Here is a 21,436-nt window from a genome sequence, read left to right on the forward strand (position 1 = left end):
GCAAGGTACCCTGACGCGCGAAATCGCATGTGTTGCGACCACTTATTTTGGAGATTCCATGGCGCATTCCTCTTCAGAGGGGTTGTCCCCTATCGCTGAGCTGGTGGAAGATATCCGCCAGGGCAAAATGGTGATTCTCATGGATGATGAGGATCGCGAAAACGAAGGTGATATCATTATGGCGGCCGAAAAAGTTCAGGCCGAGCATATCAACTTCATGGCACGTTATGCCTGTGGGCTTATTTGTATGCCCATGACTCGCGAGCGTTGCGAGCAGCTAAACCTACCGCTGATGGTGCGTGATAACGGCTCTGGATTTGGCACTAAGTTTACGCTCTCCATTGAAGCGACCGAAGGTGTGACCACCGGCATCTCAGCAGCTGATCGTGCGCGTACTGTTCAAGCGGCAGTGGCGGCGAATGCCAAGCCGACGGATATCGTACAGCCAGGGCATATATTTCCGCTGATGGCTGAACCTGGTGGTGTTCTACGTCGTGCTGGGCATACTGAAGCAGCCTGTGATTTAGCCTCTTTAGCAGGCTGCGATCCTAGCGGCGTCATCTGTGAAATCATGAATGATGATGGCAGTATGGCGCGTCGGCCTGAGCTTGAAGAGTTTGCTAAAAAGCATGGTATTAAAATTGGCACGATTGCCGACTTGATTCACTACCGTATCGTCAATGAACAAACGGTTGATGCGGTTGAAACTACCAGTGTGATGACGGCCCATGGGGAACTGGCGCTGCATGTGTTCCGGGACCGTATACAAGGTGCTCATCATTTGGCGTTAGTTAAGGGGCAACCAACGCCAGAGCAGGCGACAACGGTGCGTGTTCACTTAGCGGATACACTGCGTGATATCGTAGGGTTAATGAAAGATGAGCAGTGCCGTTGGGATGCCCATCGCGCGCTGGAAGAGATCGCTAATGCATCTGCGGGGGTCTTTGTGCTGATTGACGATGGTCGTCCTCACCAAGACTTGAAAGATCAACTCGATATTTTTCTGGATCGCGTGCGTCAACCGCGCACCAGCGATTCGGACGGTTCAGGTAACTACTTAACGATTGGTACTGGCTCGCAAATCCTACGCCATTTAGGGGTAGGCAAAATGCGGCTACTCAGCTCACCGTGGAAATTCTCGGCGCTCTCCGGTTTTGATCTCGAAGTTGTCGAGCGTCTAGGACCCAATGACACGGCGTATGAGCCAACTTCTCAGCAGGAATAAATTGATGCAATCCCTTTCGCAAGTTGAAGGCACTTTTGTGGATGTCGATGGCCGTTATGTCATCGTTGTAGGCCGTTTTAACCACCATGTGGTGGATAGCCTGGTGGAAGGCGCTATTGATAGCCTGACACGCCACGGCGTTGATGCGGACAATATTCATCTTGTCCACGTACCTGGTGCTTGGGAACTACCGCTGGCAGTAAAGCGTGTACTTAACGTCATGAAGCCCGATGCTGTTATCGCGCTGGGCGCTGTTATTCGTGGTGGCACGCCGCATTTTGAATATGTAGCTGGCGGCTGCAACACAGCCATCAACCACCTCCAGCTTGAGTTCGATACGCCGGTAGCAAACGGCGTGTTGACCGTTGAGTCTATCGAACAGGCGATTGAGCGGGCGGGCACCAAAGCGGGTAATAAAGGTACGGAAGCCGCAATGGCAGCGATGGAGATGGTCTCATTACTGCGAGCATTGCCGCTAGGAGACAACCAATGAGCGAACGTCGTGAGCGTAAGCCCTCTGCCGCGCAGCTAGGGCGCCACGCCGCGCGTGAGTTAGCGGTTCAGGGGATTTACCAGTGGCAAATGACAGGGAAATCGATCACCACTATCGAAGCTGAGTTTCGTAGCCAGGTAGCGGATGATGATCTGGAAGATTACGAAAACTGGGTGAAAGTAATGGAAATCGCTGATAAGGCGCTTTTCCATGAACTGCTGCATAACACGGTCCGGTTCAAAGCGGAGTTAGATCGTGAAATTGCGCCGCTGCTCGACCGACGCCTCGAAGACCTTGATGCTGTTGAGCTAGCCATCCTGCGCTTGGGTGCCTATGAGCTTTCTCGGCGGATGGAAGTACCTTACCGAGTAGTGATTAACGAAGGCGTTGAGCTGGCCAAATCATTTGGTGCCACCGACGGCCATAAATACGTGAACGGCATTCTCGATAAGTTAGCAAATCGCTTACGAAGTGCTGAGGTCAGCGCTCGCCGTCTGTAAGGCGAGCCTCCTGATAATGCGTTTAAGGGGCCTTTGTGCTTGGCGAATTTGAACTGATTCAACGCTACTTCATGTCGCCGCAGGAGGCGCACGCGACAGCTGGTATAGCGCTTGAAAATGGCGACGATGCAGCGCTTTTGGTGCCCCGAGCAGGTCAGCAGCTTGTGGTCAGCGTTGATACGTCGGTGAGTAACGTGCATTTTCCTCACGATGCGCCAGCACACGCGGTAGGACATCGCGCGCTGGCGGTGGCGCTCAGCGACCTAGCAGCCATGGGCGCGACGTCGCGTTGGTGCCTGATGGCAATGACGCTGGATAAGAGCGTCTTTAATGACCGCGAAGCTGCTGAACACTGGTTAGCAGGATACGCTGAAGGGTTTCACGCGCTTTGTCAGCAGCACGCCACTGCGCTGGTTGGTGGTGATGTCACCTCTGGGGCACTGACCATTGGTGTGACGGTGATGGGCGAAGTGCCAACTGGCCAAGCACTAACTCGCTCAGGTGCGCAGGTCGGCGATGTTATCGCCGTGACCGGTGCCTTGGGTGGTGGTGCCGGTGGCCTATCGCTTTGGCGCCAGGGCGAACGCGAATTGTCGCACCCACTGCTGGCTCGTTATTTGTTGCCGCAACCTCGCTTAGCTGCGGGTGTGGCACTGCGCGGTATTGCAACGGCGGCACTGGACATTTCGGATGGCTTGTTGGCAGATTTGTCGCACGTGCGTAAGGCATCTGGCATAGGCTGCGCACTAGACGTCGACGCGCTACCGTTGGCCGTAGGATTGCAAGAAACGTTAGGCCACGATGAGGCAATTAAAGCCGCGCTATCGGGTGGCGACGACTATGAGCTGCTGGTGACACTCTCACCAACGAACCTCGCTATCGCCCAGCAGCGGCTCGCCGATCTTGGCCTCTCGCTAACGGTGATAGGCCACTGTACCGAAACCCTAGGCGTGACTGGCGTTGCCGCCAGTGACTACGAAGGATGGCAGCATTTTAGCGGGGAAGCGCCATGAACCGAGCACCAGCGAGCGTATGGCGTCGGCCAACCCATTTTTTTGCCTTTGGCCTAGGCAGTGGTGCGGTCCCCTGGGCACCTGGCACCTTCGGGACGCTAGCAGCAATCCCTTTTTACTGGATGATGGCCGACCTCCCTTTGGCTTGGTATCTCAGCATTGTGTTTGTGGCGTTTGTAGTTGGGGTGTGGTTGTGTGACAAAACTTCCCATGACTTAGGCGTGCATGATCACTCCGGTATTGTTTGGGATGAGTTTGTTGGCTACTGGATAACCATGGCGGCAGTGCCCTTCTCGTGGGAGGCGGCTCTCTGGGGATTCATTGTTTTTCGTATTTTCGATGTCTTCAAACCGTGGCCCATCCGGTGGGCAGATCGGCGTGTTGCCGGTGGATTTGGCATTATGATTGATGACGTCATGGCGGGCATCTACGCGTGGAGTACGATGCATTTATGGTTTTGGCTACACTAAAAACCTACCTGCACAAACTGGCAGGTGAGCCACTTATAATAATAAATGGACTTAGCTGATTACCCGAAACTGATTACACAACGTCGGTGGTGAATGGCTCCAATCGTGGGGGTGTTCAAGGAGATCGCATGCGCAAGGAACGACTGATCGTGCCTATTCTCGCGGCCTTCGTGGTGGCGTGGGCAGTGGCACAACTGTTATCGAGCATTTTGTTTGAACGCAGCCTTCGTCAAGCACTAGAAGATTTGGAAGCGCGAGGAGAGTGGCGAGTTAGTCGCACGGAAAGCCGCCAAGGGTGGTTGACGTCTCAGGGAAAACTGCTTTTATCGCCCTTATTAGGGCGGCCATGGCGGTTAGAGCTTACATATCGTGCTCGTCATGGTGCGTTAAGTACCGACGTTGAAGGAACGCTACTGCCCCGTTTAGATAGCGTTTTGCAAAAAGCCGTAGGTGAGGTCTCTGCCCCGTCTATACCGCGCTGGCAAGGGCGCTATCATACGCTAAGTGGCCACAGTGAACTGCGTCTGGCACTTGCCCCTTTTGTGATCCAGCAAAATGGTCGTGAGCTATCGGTTCGTGGTGCCCGTATGCGCTTAGAAGGCGTATTTGGTGATTGGCGGTTGCGTGCGCTGCTCGACCAGCTCACGCTAACAGATGGCCCCGCTCATTTGACGCTGGGACCTTCGTCTCTTGAAAGCCGTTATACCTATATTGATGATGCCTACCACTTTGCTCAGCGCGACCATCTGCATGTTGAGTCGTTAGCGCTTCACTATCCTGGCTATGATATTCATGTGTCGCCGCTTGATGTTCACAGCCACATGGTGCTCGACGAACAAGAGCTTCGCTTGAATGGCGAACTAATCATTGGTGAGGTGAGCGTCCCAAGCGAAGCACCCGATACACCTTTGTTAAGCGGTCGGATTGAGGCCGAGCTTTCACGCTTAAATGCGGATGCTGTTCGCGCAACAATCTTGCGTTTGCGGCAAGAAGCCTCATGGGGCGACGCTAGCCTGCCAATGGCAGAAGGATTGCTGGTGCGTTTAGCCCCTGATTTAAAAGGTGTGTTGAGTGACTCGCCCCGTTTAGACGTTACAACGATCGCGATTGAAAGCCCGCTGCTAGGTATCAACGTTAACGCGGATGGTGCGCTCTTTTTTGATGCGCGTGGGCTTGATGAACTCATGATGACGAGGCTAGATAAGCCAGAAGAGCGCGCTCGCTGGTTGGATCGTATTGATGGTGATTTCACTTGGTACGATGCACCAACCGTGGCAGCCCTTTGGCTAGGCCTGCCTCTTGGTACGCGAGAACTAGAGTTTGATGTTGTTCGTGGCGAGCTGCGTGTTAATGGACGTCCGATGCCTCAGCTTTGAGCATAAGTGTTTTGAGTATCACGGCTTTCTAATAAACAGCGACGAGCTATGAAGCTGTTACCACTCTTCGAATACACTGCTTCAAATGGTGCCAAGGGTTGAAGTTCACCCCCTGTGCCCACATTCCTTAGACATTGCTAAGCGGATCAATCCGCTAGTCACTGTTATGGGAGGGCGCATGAGCGACCAGGATTACGACCGCGATCACGAACATCTCGATTGGCTGACGGACGATGAGTCCGACGCACCGCAAGACGATACCTCGAACAGTGAAGAGCACCGTTCAGACGGTGAGAAAGTTAATTCGTTAGTGCCTGCCAGCGATATGCTCCCAGAGCGTATCTATCTATTGCCGATTCATAATCGACCCTTCTTTCCCGCTCAGGTACAGCCGCTGGTCATCAACCGCGAGCGCTGGGAAGAAACCATGCGTCGGGTAGGCAATACGCCTCATCACACTATTGGTGTTGCCTTTGTTGGCGAGCAAGGTGTTGAGTCGTTGGATCACAACGGCTTTCCTGAGATTGGCACGGCGGTCAAAGTACATAAACTCCAGAGCGAAGATCAACAGATTCAGTTTATTGCTCAGGGGGTTAGGCGTTTTAAAATTCAGCGCTGGTTGTCTAAAGAGCCGCCTTATCTGGTGGAAGTCAGCTATCCCAAAGAACCAGTCGACGCTGAGAACGAAGAAACCCGCGCCTATGCGATGGCGATTATTAACGGCATCAAAGAGTTGCTGCCGATTAATCCGCTGTATGGTGAAGAGCTAAAACATTACCTCAATCGCTTTAGTCCTCATGAGCCCGGCCCGCTAACTGACTTTGCAGCTGCTATCACGTCTGCCAAGGGCCCCGAACTGCAGGATGTACTCGCCACGCTGTCGGTGGCTGAGCGTATGCACAAAGTTCTCCCGCTGCTGCGTAAAGAAATCGATGTTGCTCAGTTGCAAAGCGAGATCAGTGAGCAGGTAAATGCCCAGATGCAGGAGCGGCAGCGAGAATTTTTCTTGCGTGAGCAGCTTAAGGTCATTCAGCGTGAACTGGGTATTTCCAAAGACGACCGTGAAAACGACGTCGATACGTTTAGGAATCGCCTAGAGTCGCTGGTGGTGCCAGAGCGCGTTCAAGCGCGTATTGATGATGAACTCAACAAGCTCAGCGTGTTAGAAACCGGCTCGCCAGAGTACGGCACTACTCGTAATTACCTTGATTGGCTCACCTCGTTGCCCTGGGGCGTTACCAGCCAGGACAAGCTCGACTTGGCCCATGCCAGGGAAGTTCTCAACCGCGATCACGACGGCTTACACGATGTAAAAGAGCGGATTATTGAGTTTCTTGCCGAAGGTACCTTCAAGGGCGATGTAGGTGGCTCGATTGTGCTGCTGGTCGGCCCTCCTGGGGTCGGTAAAACCTCGATTGGGCGCTCTATTGCTGAAGCGTTGGGCCGTGAGTTTTATCGCTTCTCTGTGGGTGGGATGCGCGATGAGGCTGAAATTAAAGGTCATCGTCGTACGTACGTGGGCGCAATGCCCGGCAAACTAGTGCAGGCCTTTAAAGAAGTCGAGGTCGAGAACCCTGTGATTATGCTCGATGAGATTGATAAGCTGGGCCAATCATTCCAGGGCGATCCTGCATCAGCACTGCTTGAGGTTTTAGACCCTGAGCAAAACGTCGATTTCCTGGATCACTATCTCGATGTGCGCATGGATCTATCCAAAGTGCTGTTCTTGTGCACCGCGAATACCCTGGACTCTATTCCAGGTCCGTTGCTTGATCGTATGGAGCAGATCCGTCTTTCTGGTTATATCGCCGAAGAAAAGCTACAGATCGCTAAGCACCATCTATGGCCGAAGCTGTTGAAACGCGACAACCTGGCTAAGAAACGTATCAACTTAACGGATGCCGCGCTCAAGCAGGTTATTGACGGCTATGCCCGTGAGGCAGGCGTTCGCCAGCTTGAAAAACAGCTGCATCGTATTGTTCGCAAGGCAGCCGTAAAGCTGCTGGAAGAGCAGGTGGATACGGTAAAAATATCGGTTAAAAATCTGGAAGAGTTCCTAGGAGCACCGCTATTCCGCAAAGAGAAAGTGCTGAAAGGCGAAGGCGTTGTTACCGGGCTTGCCTGGACCTCCATGGGCGGCGCAACACTGCCTATCGAGGCGGGCAAAGTCCATGCGCTGGATCGCGGCTTTAAACTCACCGGCAAGCTTGGCGATGTGATGAAGGAGTCCGCCAATATTGCTTACAGCTACACCCTGGGCCACTTGCAAGAGTATGGTGCCGATGCCGACTTCTTTGACTCGGCGTTTGTGCATCTTCACGTGCCTGAAGGGGCGACACCCAAAGACGGCCCGTCGGCAGGGGTCACAATGACCACGGCGCTGCTTTCGCTAGCCAAGCATCAGGCGATTAACCGCCCCTTGGCAATGACCGGTGAATTGACCTTAACCGGGCAAGTCTTACCGGTGGGAGGAATTCGAGAGAAAATTATTGCCGCACGCCGCAGCGATATTTTCGAGGTGATACTACCCGAAGCCAATAAGCGCGATTACGAAGAGCTTCCCGATTATTTGAAAGAGGGAATGACGGTGCATTTTGCAAACCGCTATCGTGATGTAGCCAATGTGGTCTTCACGTAGACGCTTCAATCAACCGTTAAACAACCGTTTAGTTAAGCCGCCGCACCAAAGAGTGCGGCGTTTTTGTAGGGTTATTCAAAGATTAAATTGCCTTGCGGCGAGTGATAATAGAGGCAAATCAAAATTAAAAAAGTCCCTGGGGAGCCTCTGTATGCGCAATAACCAACCCGTCACTCAGCGTGAGTACACGCTTGACGATGAAACTGTGCTGATTTCACGTTCCGATTTGAAGGGCAATGTGACCTACGCTAACGCTGCGTTTGTCGAGGTCAGCGGCTATACCCGCGATGAATTGATGGGAAGCCCTCATAACCTAATTCGCCACCCGGATATGCCGGAAGCAGCCTATGCAGATTTCTGGAAGACGATTAAGTCAGGTGCGAGCTGGCAGGGGACGGTCAAAAATCGTCGTAAAAACGGCGATCATTATTGGGTCACTGCTAGCGTAGCACCGCTCAGGGATGGCGACCGTATCGTAGGGTATACCTCGTTGCGGCGCAAAGCCTCGGCTCAAAGTATTGCGCTGGCAGAAACCGTCTATAAAGAAATACGCGAAAAAGGTAAATCTCGCCGCTACACGCTGGCGCAAGGGGCGCTAAGGCGCCGTGGTGTGGGAGGCTTTTTGGCTCGCTTTCAGTTTAATAGCCTAAAAGCTAAGTTAACGGGCATGGTCGTAGCGTCCATTATCTTAATGGGGTTAGCAGGCGGCCTAGGGATGTACGGCTTAATGGTTTCTGGTGAGCGTCTTGATACGTTAAATCGCTCAGGGCTAGAAGCCGTCGCCAACCTTCAGCGAGTAGAGCGCCAAATCGGCCAGGTGGTGGCTCAGTTGGAACCTGCTGTTCGTAACCCTCGCCGGGTTGATGTTGATGCAGTTGCCGCGTCAGTTAGCGAATATTCTCAGTCAATACAAACGCTTTGGAACGAGTATCTTACCGACAGCAATGCCAGTGCTGAGCGTCTACAAGCGTTTAGTGCAGGATTAGCGACCTGGATCAGCAGTGTCGATACCACGGTGACGGCGGTCAGTGACGCAAATGGCTTTGCCGCTTTCGAAGCCTTTAACGACGGCGTACAACCTATCACAGAGCAGTTAAGAGAGAGCAGTAGCCAGTTAGTTAGCGATGAGCGAGCAAATGCTGAAGCGCTGGTGGGTCAGGCACAACAGGGGCGTCAGCAGATGCTGATTGCTCAAGTGGTGTTGATGCTCATTGGTTTGCTGTTGATGGTAGGTCTCAGTACGGTGATTTTAAGATCCGTGTTGCGCAGCGTAGAAGGGGCGCGGCATATTACTTTTCAAATTGCAGCAGGTAATTTGGCTGCTCGCGAACGCCGTGAAACGAAAGACGAACTGGGCGAGCTGCTTTATTCGTTGGATACCATGCGCTTTAGCTTGGCGAGTATTGTCGGTGACGTAGAGTATCGAGTGTCGGTTGTCACGCCGGCCGTTCAGCAAATTGCCGCTGAAAATGAAGAGCTGGCTTCTCGCACCGAGCAGCAGGCGTCATCACTGCAGCAAACGGCCTCAAGCATGGAAGAAATGACGTCCACGGTGCAGCAAAATACTGAAAATGCCCGCCAAGCGACGGAGCTGGCGGTGCAGAATGCCTCAAGCACCCGCGATACCCGAGAGCAAATGCAGCAGTTGGTCGCAAGAATGCAGCGTATTGCCCAAAGTGCTGAAAAAATGGCGGAGATGATAGGCGTCATTGACGGGATCGCTTTCCAAACGAATATCCTGGCACTCAATGCTTCGGTCGAAGCGGCACGTGCCGGAGAGCATGGCCGAGGTTTCGCGGTGGTGGCTAGTGAAGTGCGTAACTTGGCGAGCCGTAGTGCCGATGCGGCCCAAGAAATTCGCAAGATGATTGAAAGTACGACGCAAGAGGTCAGTGGCGGCCGTGGTGCGGTCGAGCAAGCGGAACGAGCCATCGACAATGTGATGCAGCAGGTCAGCCGTGTCAGTGAGCTGATGGAGTCGATTAGCACCGCCTCAAGCGAGCAAAGCAGCGGTATTGGCCAAATTAATTCCGCGATTGCTGAAATGGATAATGTGACTCAGCAAAACGCCACTAAAGTACAAACCATTGCGGCCTCTGCGGATAATTTAGCGCTAGAGACGTTTGAGCTGGCGAATGTCGTGGATGCCTTCCGCCTTGAAGGCGCTCAGGAAGAAAATATTCACTCTGCCCGGGAAAAACTACAGCAGGTTAATCAAGCGCAGCGTAAAGCGTCACTGAAACTGCCCTCAGGAGGAGGTGCTGCGGCAAGAGAGTTGGCTAGTCAAGACCACTCTGCACAGTGGGAGACGTTTTAACTGCGACAAATTGGCAAGGGAGGTTGCTCTCACCATCTAGTCTCCGCGGTGCGCTCATGCCACAATCTAAGGCCGCTGGATTCATTTGCCTGTCGCCAAGAATGCGGCAGGCCACGATAAAGATGTAGAAGAGGACACCATGCCCGAGTATCGCTCCCGTACGACCACCGCCGGCCGTAATATGGCCGGCGCCCGCGCCCTTTGGCGCGCCACCGGTATGAAAGACGATGATTTCCATAAGCCCATTATTGCGGTTGCGAACTCGTTTACCCAGTTTGTGCCGGGCCATGTTCACTTAAAAGACATGGGCCAATTGGTCGCACGTGAAATTGAAAAAGCTGGCGGTGTGGCTAAAGAGTTCAACACCATAGCGGTAGACGATGGCATCGCGATGGGGCACGACGGCATGCTCTATTCGCTGCCCAGCCGCGATATTATCGCTGATAGCGTTGAGTACATGTGTAATGCCCACTGTGCCGACGCGCTAGTGTGTATTTCCAACTGCGACAAAATTACCCCAGGGATGCTGATGGCGGCCATGCGCCTCAATATTCCGGTCATTTTTGTTTCGGGTGGGCCCATGGAAGCGGGCAAAACCAAGCTGCTAGATCACGGCCTAGATCTGGTCGATGCGATGGTTATGGCGGCTGACGATAGCGTTGATGATGAAACCCTGGCTGAAGTCGAGCGCAGTGCTTGCCCCACCTGCGGCAGTTGCTCGGGTATGTTTACCGCTAACTCGATGAACTGCCTAATGGAAGCATTAGGCTTGGCGCTACCTGGTAATGGTACCGTGCTGGCGACTCACTCAGACCGTCGGCGCCTGTTTGAAACCGCTGGCCATCGCATTGTAGAGCTGGCCAAGCGCTACTATGAAGGCGAAGAGGCCCACTTACTGCCCCGTGCGATTGGTAACAAAGCAGCGTTCAAAAATGCCATGACGTTAGATATCGCCATGGGCGGCTCTACGAATACGATTTTGCATTTGCTGGCGGCGGCCCAAGAAGCGGAAGTCGACTTCTCCATGGCGGATATTGATCGGCTTTCCCGTGAGGTACCGCAACTATGTAAAGTGGCACCCAATACCCAGAAATACCATATCGAAGACGTTCACCGTGCAGGTGGCATTATGGCTATTCTGGGCGAGTTGGATCGTGCGGGAGTGCTGGACACGTCAGTGCCAACGGTTTACGGCGATAGCCTAAAAGCGGCGCTGGAAGAGTGGGATATTATGAGCTCGCCAAACGCTGAGGTGGTCGAGTTCTTTAAAGCAGGCCCTGGTGGTATTCCAACCCAAACCGCTTTCTCACAAAGCGCCCGCTGGCCAAGTCTAGATGGCGATCGTGCGACCGGTTGTATTCGCGACCTAGCGCATGCGTTCTCAACAGAAGGCGGTTTGGCTGTGCTTTACGGCAACATCGCCCTCGATGGTTGCGTGGTTAAAACGGCAGGCGTTGACGACTCGATTCTCGTGTTCGAAGGCAAAGCCCACGTCGTTGAATCCCAAGATCAGGCAGTGGCCAATGTATTGGACGGTAAGGTCAAAGAGGGCGATGTAGTGGTTATTCGCTACGAAGGTCCTAAAGGCGGTCCTGGCATGCAGGAAATGCTCTATCCGACCTCGTACTTAAAATCCAAAGGGCTGGGTAAGGCCTGTGCATTGTTGACAGATGGCCGCTTCTCTGGCGGGACGTCTGGGCTTTCCATTGGTCATGTTTCCCCCGAAGCGGCGGCAGGCGGCGCGATTGGTTTGGTTGAGCAGGGCGATACCATTCTGATTGATATTCCCAACCGTACGATTAACGTGCAACTACCTGATTCAGTATTAGCGCAGCGTCGTGAGGCGATGGAAGCTAAAGGCAAAGACGCCTGGAAGCCCGTCGAACAGCGCCCTCGTAAGGTAACGCCTGCACTGAAAGCCTACGCATTGCTGGCCACGTCAGCAGACAAAGGTGCGGTTCGCGACCTTTCCAAGCTCGACTAGGTGTAGGTACTATGTAAAACAGCCCGTGCAAAGCGGGCTGTTTTATGTGGACTGCTTTTATGCCCAATGCAAACCGTCAAAACGACTAAGGAATGTAATGAAGGCGATTATCAACGTTGGCCTCGTTGGCTATGGATTTGCGAGTAAAACGTTTCATGCGCCACTCATTCAGGCAACGGAAGGCTTGGATTTAGTCGCAGTATCCTCTAGCGATGCCGCCAAAGTGCATGCTGACTTGGATGTTGAGGTTGAACGCCAAGCACTGGCGTTATGTCAGCGCAGCGATATTGATCTCATTGTTATCCCGACACCTAATGACACGCATTTTCCACTCGCCAAAGCGGCGTTGATGGCGGGTAAACACGTAGTCGTCGATAAGCCGTTTACCGTCACACTTTCAGAAGCCAAGCAGCTCAAAGCGCTGGCGATTGATAAAGAGCGTTTGGTATCGGTATTTCATAACCGCCGTTGGGATAGTGACTTCCTTACTATTAAAGCGCTGCTTGAAGCCGGTACGTTAGGCCGTGTCACCGGGTTTGAGTCGCGTTTTGATCGTTTTCGGCCTGAGGTTCGTGACCGCTGGCGCGAAAAAGCCACGCCGGGAGGTGGGATTTGGTATGACCTAGGCCCTCACTTGCTTGATCAAGCCTGTGAGCTGTTTGGGATGCCAAATGCCATCATGCTGGATCTAGGCGTGCGCAGAAATGACGCCAAAGCCGATGATGACTTTTTAGCGCTGCTGGAGTACGACGGCTGTCGCGTTAGCCTTAGCGCTGGCACGCTGGTTGCCGAATCAACACCGCGCTTCCGCATTAATGGAACGCAAGGCAGCTACCTTAAATACGGCCTAGACCCTCAAGAGGATCGCTTAAAAGCGGGAGAGGTGCCAACGCCTGCGTGGGGTGCCGATTCACCAGGTACGCTAATCCTTCGCGAGGGTGATGGCGAAGAAGCACCGCTAGTGCGTCACGAGCATGCTACCCAGGCGGGTGACTACCTGGCTTATTATCAAGGCGTATCCGTCGCGATTCGTGATAAAACGCCGCTGCCGGTTGATATCGAAGATGCGCTACGCAGCATGACGCTCTTGGAAGCTGGCCTAGACAGCCACCGCCAACGCCGCTGGATACCGTTGAAGCATCACTTGTAAGCAGTTGGGGCGGCTGCCACTGGGCGTCGTTCCGCCACCCTCCGCGGGTGCCTCACTCGCTCGTTCCTCGCGAGATTCGTTACCACGCGCTACATAACTTATTGAGCTGGCGGGTTTTGTAGTGCGGTGTAAGCGTCAGCGCACCCGCAAAAGCAGCGCGGCTTTACAACAAATCCATTGCGCTATTACGTTTCTCTTCGCGTAGCTTATCCCTTGCGATATAGAGCGCGGCGATGGCGCGGGCTTCGTGGAAGTCGTCACGTAATAGCAGTGCCGGTAGTTCCTCAATGGCATGGGTTTCGACAATCAACGGCTCTGGCTCGTCGCCTGGCAGGCGCTTGGGATAAAGATCGGTGGCGATGAGTACCTGCATGCGGTGGCGCATATAGTTAGGCGCAAGCGATAACTCCACCAGCGGTTCAATGCGATGCGCGCCAAAGCCGCACTCTTCCATTAGCTCGCGGTTGGCAGCAGTGACAATATCTTCGCCGGGGTCAACTAGCCCCTTTGGCAGCGTCAGCACGTAATCTTCAAAGCCCGCCGCATATTCACGAATAAGCAGTACGTGCTCCGGATCGGGCATGGCAATAATCATTACCGCGCCGCGGTCTGCGCCGGTTAAACGTTCAAACTGGCGCTCTTCACCATTAGAAAAGCGCAAGTCAAGCGACTCAACCTGGAATAAACGGCTTTTGGCGACGTTGGTTCGCGCCAAAATTTGCGGCTTTTTCAGGTAGTCATGTGGGGTATTGCCTGTTGAAGCGTCGTGGAGTGACATCATGCCTCCGTGGCTGCAAAAAACGGGTTACGCTACAATAGCATGCTTACTCTTTCATACTGGAGCGGCAATGATTGATTGGCGCGAGATTGATACTGTCTTACTCGATATGGATGGCACGCTGCTGGATCTGCACTTCGATAGCCATTTCTGGCTAGAGCACCTGCCAAAACGCTATGTTGAGCTTCATCAGCTAGACGCAGCGAGCCAAGAAGCGCTGCGTGCGCGCATTATCGGTGAGCAGGGCACGCTGAACTGGTACAGCCTTGCGTACTGGAGCCGCGAACTTGGGGTGGATATCGTGGCGCTGAAACGCGAAGTACAGCACTTGATAGGTCTGCGTAGCGATGCGTTAGACTTTTTGACCTGGCTGAAGCAAGCCCACCCCCGTGTCATTCTAGCGACCAACGCAGACCGTGCCAGCCTCGCGCTAAAATTACCGCTGACAGGGTTGGAAAACTACCTCGACGCCATCATCTCATCAGAAGATGTGGGGGCTGCCAAAGAGGAGCAGGCTTTCTGGTTTGCGCTTCAAGAGCGAGAGCCGTTTGATTCAGCGCGCACGCTGTTTATCGATGATAATGCACGTGTGCTCGAAAGTGCCCGTGAGTTTGGTATCAAACACTTACTCGGTATTAAGCAGCCAGATAGCCAGCGGCCTGAAAAAGAACTGCAGGAGTTTATTGCCCTAGACCGGTTTGCCCAACTGCTGCCAGATAACCTGCCAGGGCAGCGAGGAGAGCGTTAATGAGCGACAGCGTTCGCTTGGATAAGTGGCTATGGGCCGCACGGTTTTTCAAAACCCGTGCCCTAGCCAAAAAAGCGATAGAAGGCGGTAAAGTGCATTATGACGGTGGCCGCGTAAAAACCAGCAAAAATGTCGAGCTGGGGGCGCTTATTCGCGTTCCCCAAGGGTGGGATATTTTTGAGGTGGAAGTGGTTTCGCTTTCCGACCAGCGTCGCGGCGCGCCAGAAGCGCGTAAACTCTACGCTGAAACGGAGGAAAGCGTGCAACGCCGAGCCAAAGAAGCTGAAGCTCGTCGTCTCACCAATGAAGCCATGCAGCACCCACTCAAACGCCCTGATAAAAAACAGCGGCGTGACATCCAGCGCTTCCAGCGCCAACAGGGCGATTAAACACGCGCTTATTCGTCATGGCGGTAAGCCTTCTCTCTACTTCTCCGACGGTTTCCTTATGTCTGATCAAATCCAACGTTTTATGTTTGACCAAACCAACGTGCGAGGTGAAATCGTCACGCTCAGCACTGCCTATCATGAGGTGCTTGACCGCCACGCTTACCCGCCAGCGGTTAATGAGCTGCTGGGTGAGCTGTTGGCGGCGGTCGCTTTGCTAACCGACACGGTAAAACTAGACGGCACCTTAAGCATTGAAGTGCGAGGACGAGGCTCATTGGCACTCTTAATGGCCGAGTCCAACCCCGGTGGTGAGCTGCGTGCGATCGCGCGAATCGCGGAAGACGCTGTGCTGCCCAGCGAATATGCCAGTTTCCGAGAGCTGGTGGGGGAAGGGCAAATTGTGATTACCCTAGATCCAAAGGAAGGGCATCGATATCAAGGTATTGTTGCGCTTGATCACGCTACCTTGGGGGGCTGCCTAGAAGCCTACTTTGGCCAATCAGAACAGTTGCCAACCCGCCTTTGGCTCGCGGCTGACGGCGAGCGTGCAGGTGGGCTGCTGCTTCAACGCCTGCCCGATGCCTCACAAAACCAAGATGTTGACGCCTGGGAACGCAGCGTTCATCTCGCTGACACCATTAAGACTGAAGAGCTTCTAGGGCTGGAGCAGCGCGAAGTACTGTACCGGCTCTATCACGAAGAGACGGTTAGAGTGTTCGAGCCGAAAGCACTACGCTTTGGCTGCACCTGCTCGCGGGAGCGAATGAGCCATGCGTTATACACACTTGGCGAACAGGAGCTGCGCGATATTTTGCGCGAAGAAGGCGCAATCGATACGCAATGCCACTTTTGCCACACGAAATATCACTACACAGCCGCAGAGATTGAAATTTTATTAGAAAATCCGGACGCGCCACCCCCAGTGATTCATTGATTGTGTAGTCGCAGATGATGGCATGGGTATTGAAGTCGTATGTGTGCCGCGCTAGTCATAGCAAAGCCTATAGGATGCCTGCCGAACGATTGTTTGAAAATATACTGCGCTGCAACACAAAATGTAGTGTCATTGTAGTAGTTTAACTACAAGATATTTGATGAAAGCCCCCGTTTCCCGGGGGCTTTCTTTTTGCCATAATGCGCCGGACTTCAGCGCACTCAGCCCGTGGTATTGGAAACAATAAGCGGCTGAGGTGATTTCTCAAGGCGTCGTTGACGCCCGGTAAATTCGAGACCCAGGAATCGACATGACCACGACTCAAGCCGCTCCCCAAGCCCACGTTAATCTTAGCAGCGCCGAACTGATCGAGCGCGCCGTGGCCCGTGGTGAAGGCCGCCTGTCGGCTAATGGTGCGCTGGTGGTAAACACCGGTCTGCGCACAGGGCGTTCACCGAAAGATCGCTATATCGTCGACGAGTCCTCTACTCGCGATAGCATCGACTGGGGAAGCGTGAACCGCCCGTTTGATGCTGAGAAATTTTCAGCGCTGTGGGCACGTGTAGAAGACTATCTGGGTAGCGGTGAGCACTTCGTAGCTGAACTGCATGTAGGCAGTGATAACACGCACTACTTACCCGTTCGTGTTACCACAGAAACGGCTTGGCAAAACCTGTTTGGCCGCACCATGTTTGTGCGCCCGCAGGCATACAACACAGCGGTTAAAGATGAGTGGACGATTCTGAACGCCGCGGGCTTTGAGTGTGACCCCAGCCGCGACGGCACCAACTCTGATGGCTGTGTCATTATTAACTTTGCCGAGCGCAAAGTATTGATTGCTGGTATGCGCTATGCCGGTGAAATGAAGAAAGCAATGTTCTCGGTGCAGAACTACTTGTTGCCAGAAGCTGATGTTCTGCCGATGCACTGCTCTGCGAACGTTGGTGAAGACGGCGAAACCTGTTTGTTCTTCGGCCTTTCAGGTACGGGTAAAACCACGCTTTCCGCTGACCAAGCGCGTTACCTGATTGGCGATGATGAGCACGCGTGGGGCGACGGTATCGTCTTTAACATGGAAGGTGGCTGCTACGCTAAGTGTATCGACCTTTCTGAGAAGAACGAGCCGGTTATCTGGAACGCGATTAAGTTTGGTACCGTGCTGGAGAACGTTGTTCTTGACGATCGTCGCGAGCCGGATTACGCCGACGACAGCCTGACTCAAAACTCTCGTGCCGCCTATCCGCTAGAGCACGTTGAAAAGCGTGTACCGGAGAACCTGGCTGGTGAGCCTAACGCTATCGTCTTCCTGACCTGCGATATGTCTGGCGTATTGCCGCCCGTATCGATTCTTTCCAAAGAAGCCGCCGCGTACCATTTCTTGTCAGGCTACACTGCGAAAGTGGGCTCTACCGAAATGGGTTCATCTGAAGGCTTGGCTGCCACATTCTCTACCTGCTTCGGTGCGCCGTTCTTCCCGCGTCCTGCGCGTGAATACGCCGATCTGTTGATCAAGCGGGTAGACAAAAAAGATGCTCAGGTTTATCTCGTCAACACCGGTTGGACAGGTGGTGCCTACGGCGAAGGTGGCTCACGTTTCTCTATCCCGACTACTCGCGCCATCATCAGTGCTATTCAGTCCGGCGTGCTGCGTGATGTTGAAACCCAGCACATCGACGGCCTGAACCTTCAAGTGCCTGTAGCCGTGCCGGGTGTCGACTCTAGCCTGCTCAATCCTCGCGAGACGTGGGCTGACCAAGATGCCTACGACCGTCACCTGCAAGATCTTGCCACTAAGTTCGTTGATAACTTCAAGAAGTTTGAAGGCGTTAACTCGGCAATTATCAAGGCAGGTCCGCAGTTAACCTGATATGTACGATAGGGTAAAGATTGTCAAACGTTTGAATAACTAATCGAACGTTTGGGCAGTCAAGTAGTCAAAACGGGACGGTGCTAAGGCGCCGTCCCGTTTTTGTGTCTATGTGCTTGACGTATTAAGGGGGAGTGCGCAAATGAAACGTCGTCACTTTTTGGGTCTTGCGGGACTAACGGGACTGGCAGGTGCTCTTCCGGGCGTCTCGTTTGGCTTTCCGCGATTAGACCTTGAAGCAGCTCCTGGCCTTGAAAAGCTTGAATTAAGCGAAGAGGAATGGCGTGAACGCCTGACTGATGAAGCATTTTACGTGCTCCGCGAAGAGGGAACTGAGCGCGCCTTTTCAAGCCCCCTGGACGGAGAGGTTGGGGAAGGTGAGTACCGCTGTGCTGGGTGCGATCTTGTGCTTTTCACCAGCGCAATGAAGTATGACTCTGGCACCGGTTGGCCCAGTTTTTTCGAGCATGTTGAGGGCCACTTGTTAAGCAAGTTGGATTTCAAGCTGGTGTGGCCACGTACAGAGTATCACTGTGCGCGCTGCGGCGGTCATCAAGGTCATGTCTTTGGTGATGGCCCAGAGCCTACCGGTTTGCGTTGGTGCAACAACGGTGTAGCGTTGCGGTTTGTGCCTGCATAAAACATTATCCGAGGGTGCCTCGTTTGCTCGTCCCTCGCAAGACTCGTTACACCGCGCTACAGGGATGCAGCCATTGAACTCAGTGGTGTTGTAGCGCGTGGTAAGCGAAGCGCACCCGCGAGGGTAGTGCGAAGGCTGGAGTTGATCATGTGCCCATGGAGTGTCGCGGGTGCCTCGTTTGCTCGTCCCTCGCAAGACTCGTTACACCGCGCTACAGGGATGCAATCATTGAGCTCAGTGGGATTGTAGCGCGTGGTAAGCGAAGCGCACCCGCGAGGGTAGTGCGAAGCGGTGCTGGAGTTGATCATGTGCCCATGGAGTGTCGCGGGTGCCTCGTTTGCTCGTCCCTCGCAAGACTCGTCACACCGCGCTACAGGGATGCAGCCATTGAACTCAGTGGGATTGTAGCGCGTGGTAAGCGAAGCGCACCCGCGAGGGCAGCTTCCCCATCGTGGCCAATTCATGCCAGCATCGTGCGATTGTGGTACCTTGTCGGCACCTCGAATGCTGCATGAGTTAGTTGCACGTTATGGATGTCAAACAACGCATTATTTCACGCTTAGCCACTGAGCTAAACGTACGGCCTGAACAGGTCTCCGCAACGGTAGAGCTTCTGGATGGTGGCGCTACCGTGCCGTTTATTGCTCGTTATCGTAAAGAGGTAACGGGTGCCCTCGATGATATTCAGCTGCGCCAACTGGATGAGCGCCTGCGCTATTTGCGCGAGCTGGAAGAGCGCCGTGAAGCCGTACTAGCGGCTATCGATGAGCAAGGCAAACTGGATGCCACGCTGAAAGCAACGATTCAGGCAGCTGAGACGAAGCAGCGCCTAGAAGACTTATACCTACCGTTTAAGAAAAAGCGCCGCACGAAAGCTCAAATTGCCCGTGAAGCGGGCTTAGAGCCACTGGCGGATGCCCTGTTGGCCAATCCGCAGCTTAATCCCGAAAGCGAAGCAGCGCAGTACCTGCGTCCTGCAGAAGGCGATATTCCAGCCATTGAAGATGCCAAAGCCGCCCTTGATGGTGCTAAGCAAATTCTCATGGAACGCTTCGCCGAAGACCCTGAACTTATTGGCCGGTTGCGTGAACGGTTATGGCAAGAGGGCGAATTAAGTGCCCGCGTGCTAGATGGCAAGCAGCAGGAGGGCGCGAAGTTCTCTGACTACTTCGAACATGACGAGAAACTGGCCAAGGTGCCATCTCACCGTGCGCTGGCTATGTTCCGTGGTCGCAACGAAGGTATTCTAAGTCTGGCGATTCGTCTGCCGGGCGAAGAGGACGCGCCAATTCATCCGGCCCAGGTCGCCATTGCCAAACAAGTGGGTATTAGCGATGAAGGCCGCCCCGCCGACAAATGGTTGAGCGAAGTAGTGCGCTGGACGTGGCGTGTAAAGCTCTATACCGCGCTTGAAACCGAGCTGTTGGGTCGCCTGCGCGAGCAGGCAGAGTTAACCGCTATCGAGGTGTTTGCCGCCAACCTGAAAGACCTTTTGCTGGCAGCACCTGCAGGGCAAAAAGTGACGCTCGCGATTGACCCGGGCCTAAGAACCGGCTGCAAGGTTGCGGTGGTGGATGCGACCGGTCAATTTATCGACCAAGCGACGATTTACCCTCATGCGCCGCAGAATCGCTGGGACGAATCGCTCAATGTGCTCGCTAAACTGGTTAAACAGCATGGCGTTCAACTCGTTGCTGTTGGCAATGGTACTGCCAGTCGCGAAACCGACAAGCTGGCAGGTGATCTGCTGAAGGCGTTAGCGCCCGAACATCGTTTAAGTAAAGTCATGGTGTCTGAGGCCGGTGCGTCGGTTTACTCCGCGTCGGAATACGCCTCTCGCGAGCTGCCAGATCTTGATGTCACCGTACGCGGCGCCGTCTCTATTGCTCGCCGCCTGCAAGACCCGCTTGCAGAACTGGTGAAAATCGAGCCGAAATCTATCGGTGTTGGTCAGTATCAGCACGATGTCTCCCAGGTGCAGCTGTCGCGTAGTCTAGAAGTCGTGATAGAAGACTGTGTTAACGCAGTCGGTGTGGATCTCAATACGGCATCTAGCGCATTGCTTTCACGTGTTGCTGGGCTAAGTGCTGCCATTGCTGAAAATATTGTTGCCCAACGCAACGTTAAAGGTGCCTTCACAAGCCGTAAAGAGCTGTTGGAAGTCAGCCGCCTTGGGCCAAAGACGTTTGAGCAGTGTGCTGGTTTTTTACGCATCAGCAACGCCGAAAATCCGCTGGATGCCAGCGCCGTTCACCCAGAGGCTTATACGCTGGTAGAGCGTATTGCCAAGCAGAATAGTCGAGATATAAAAGGTCTGATTGGTGATAGTGCAACGCTAAAAGCACTGAAACCCGCCGACTTCGCTGATGAGCGTTTTGGTGTTCCTACCGTCAGCGATATTCTCAAAGAGCTAGATAAGCCAGGACGCGACCCGCGCCCTGAGTTTAAGGCGGCTGAATTCCGTGAAGGCGTCGAAACGCTCAAAGACCTGAAGCTGGGCATGGTACTGGAAGGTACCGTCACCAACGTGACCCACTTCGGTGCCTTTGTAGATATTGGCGTTCATCAAGACGGGCTCGTGCATATTTCAGCGCTCTCTGACCGCTTTATCGATGACCCCCGCAGTGTAGTAAAAGCAGGCGATATCGTTACCGTTAAGGTGATGAGCGTGGATATCCCCCGCAAGCGGGTAGGGCTTTCAATGCGTTTGGATGATGAGCCAGAGCAGGCGCAAGCCGCTTCAAATTCCACTAACGACGAGCCCCGTAAGCCTGCGCGTAGTCAGCGGTCGGCCAGTTCTGGACAGAACGGTCGTGGTCAACGCCAGGGAGGAAAGTCCAGCGAAGCAGCGGCACCAATGGGCGCGCTCGGCGCAGCACTGCTTAAAGCAAAGCAGGGCAAATAGTCGCGCGTC

The 21,436-nt window shown here is 53.8% G+C and carries 17 protein-coding genes; 16 read left to right on the forward strand and 1 reads right to left on the reverse strand.

Annotation, left to right across the window (positions count from 1 at the left end):
• The first annotated feature begins 58 nt into the window (after positions 1–58).
• The 10 genes from ribBA (at position 59) to CEK60_RS00975 (ending at position 13,166) form a co-directional block, all read left to right on the forward strand.
• On the forward strand, positions 59–1,225 hold the full coding sequence (gene ribBA, locus CEK60_RS00930) for a bifunctional 3,4-dihydroxy-2-butanone-4-phosphate synthase/GTP cyclohydrolase II (protein WP_089037418.1): 1,167 nt from the start codon (positions 59–61) through the stop codon (positions 1,223–1,225).
• 4 nt (positions 1,226–1,229) lie between these two features.
• Entirely contained in the window at positions 1,230–1,718 is a 489-nt protein-coding gene (ribH, locus tag CEK60_RS00935; RefSeq protein WP_009721753.1) for a 6,7-dimethyl-8-ribityllumazine synthase, read from the forward strand.
• A complete protein-coding gene (gene nusB / locus CEK60_RS00940) occupies positions 1,715–2,218 on the forward strand; it encodes a transcription antitermination factor NusB (RefSeq protein WP_009721754.1) in 504 nt (167 codons plus the stop codon). The genes ribH and nusB overlap by 4 nt, the downstream gene beginning before the upstream one ends.
• A gap of 35 nt (positions 2,219–2,253) precedes the next feature.
• Positions 2,254–3,231 (forward strand): thiamine-phosphate kinase, encoded by a 978-nt coding sequence (gene thiL / locus CEK60_RS00945; protein WP_089037419.1) that lies wholly within the window; start codon positions 2,254–2,256, stop codon positions 3,229–3,231.
• Positions 3,228–3,701 (forward strand): phosphatidylglycerophosphatase A family protein, encoded by a 474-nt coding sequence (locus CEK60_RS00950; RefSeq protein ID WP_083006254.1) that lies wholly within the window; start codon positions 3,228–3,230, stop codon positions 3,699–3,701. The genes thiL and CEK60_RS00950 overlap by 4 nt, the downstream gene beginning before the upstream one ends.
• Before the next feature lie 128 nt (positions 3,702–3,829).
• Positions 3,830–5,077, forward strand: a complete 1,248-nt coding sequence (locus CEK60_RS00955) for a DUF945 family protein (protein ID WP_089037420.1) — start codon at positions 3,830–3,832, stop codon at positions 5,075–5,077.
• 178 nt (positions 5,078–5,255) lie between these two features.
• On the forward strand, positions 5,256–7,715 hold the full coding sequence (lon, locus tag CEK60_RS00960; protein WP_089037421.1) for an endopeptidase La: 2,460 nt from the start codon (positions 5,256–5,258) through the stop codon (positions 7,713–7,715).
• Positions 7,716–7,866: 151 nt separating this feature from the next.
• The gene (locus tag CEK60_RS00965) at positions 7,867–10,032 is read left to right on the forward strand and encodes a methyl-accepting chemotaxis protein (protein WP_089037422.1); all 2,166 of its coding nucleotides are present in this window, start codon (positions 7,867–7,869) and stop codon (positions 10,030–10,032) included.
• 139 nt (positions 10,033–10,171) lie between these two features.
• A complete protein-coding gene (gene ilvD / locus CEK60_RS00970; RefSeq protein WP_089040816.1) occupies positions 10,172–12,016 on the forward strand; it encodes a dihydroxy-acid dehydratase in 1,845 nt (614 codons plus the stop codon).
• Between the two features lie 97 nt (positions 12,017–12,113).
• Positions 12,114–13,166 (forward strand): oxidoreductase, encoded by a 1,053-nt coding sequence (locus CEK60_RS00975; RefSeq protein WP_089037423.1) that lies wholly within the window; start codon positions 12,114–12,116, stop codon positions 13,164–13,166.
• A 163-nt stretch (positions 13,167–13,329) separates the two neighbouring features.
• Here CEK60_RS00975 and nudE read toward each other — a convergent pair whose 3' ends face one another.
• Positions 13,330–13,944 (reverse strand): ADP compounds hydrolase NudE, encoded by a 615-nt coding sequence (gene nudE, locus CEK60_RS00980; protein WP_089037424.1) that lies wholly within the window; start codon positions 13,942–13,944, stop codon positions 13,330–13,332.
• Between the two features lie 70 nt (positions 13,945–14,014).
• Between nudE and yrfG the strand changes: the two genes are divergently transcribed.
• The 6 genes from yrfG (at position 14,015) to CEK60_RS01010 (ending at position 21,427) form a co-directional block, all read left to right on the forward strand.
• A complete protein-coding gene (gene yrfG / locus CEK60_RS00985; RefSeq protein ID WP_089037425.1) occupies positions 14,015–14,692 on the forward strand; it encodes a GMP/IMP nucleotidase in 678 nt (225 codons plus the stop codon).
• Positions 14,692–15,081 (forward strand): ribosome-associated heat shock protein Hsp15, encoded by a 390-nt coding sequence (gene hslR, locus CEK60_RS00990; protein ID WP_089037426.1) that lies wholly within the window; start codon positions 14,692–14,694, stop codon positions 15,079–15,081. The genes yrfG and hslR overlap by 1 nt, the downstream gene beginning before the upstream one ends.
• Before the next feature lie 58 nt (positions 15,082–15,139).
• Positions 15,140–16,015, forward strand: coding sequence for an Hsp33 family molecular chaperone HslO (hslO, locus tag CEK60_RS00995; RefSeq protein ID WP_089037427.1), 876 nt, complete (start codon positions 15,140–15,142; stop codon positions 16,013–16,015).
• A gap of 310 nt (positions 16,016–16,325) precedes the next feature.
• Entirely contained in the window at positions 16,326–17,882 is a 1,557-nt protein-coding gene (locus CEK60_RS01000) for a phosphoenolpyruvate carboxykinase (protein WP_089037428.1), read from the forward strand.
• Between the two features lie 142 nt (positions 17,883–18,024).
• Positions 18,025–18,522 carry a peptide-methionine (R)-S-oxide reductase MsrB gene (gene msrB / locus CEK60_RS01005; RefSeq protein ID WP_089037429.1) on the forward strand — a complete coding sequence of 166 codons (498 nt, stop codon included), beginning with the start codon at positions 18,025–18,027 and terminating at the stop codon, positions 18,520–18,522.
• 529 nt (positions 18,523–19,051) lie between these two features.
• Positions 19,052–21,427: a Tex family protein gene (locus CEK60_RS01010; RefSeq protein ID WP_089037430.1), complete on the forward strand. Its 2,376-nt coding sequence runs from the start codon at positions 19,052–19,054 to the stop codon at positions 21,425–21,427.
• The last annotated feature ends 9 nt before the right edge of the window (positions 21,428–21,436 follow it).

Origin of the sequence: Halomonas sp. N3-2A (assembly GCF_002216165.1) — a bacterium.
Classification (GTDB): domain Bacteria; phylum Pseudomonadota; class Gammaproteobacteria; order Pseudomonadales; family Halomonadaceae; genus Vreelandella.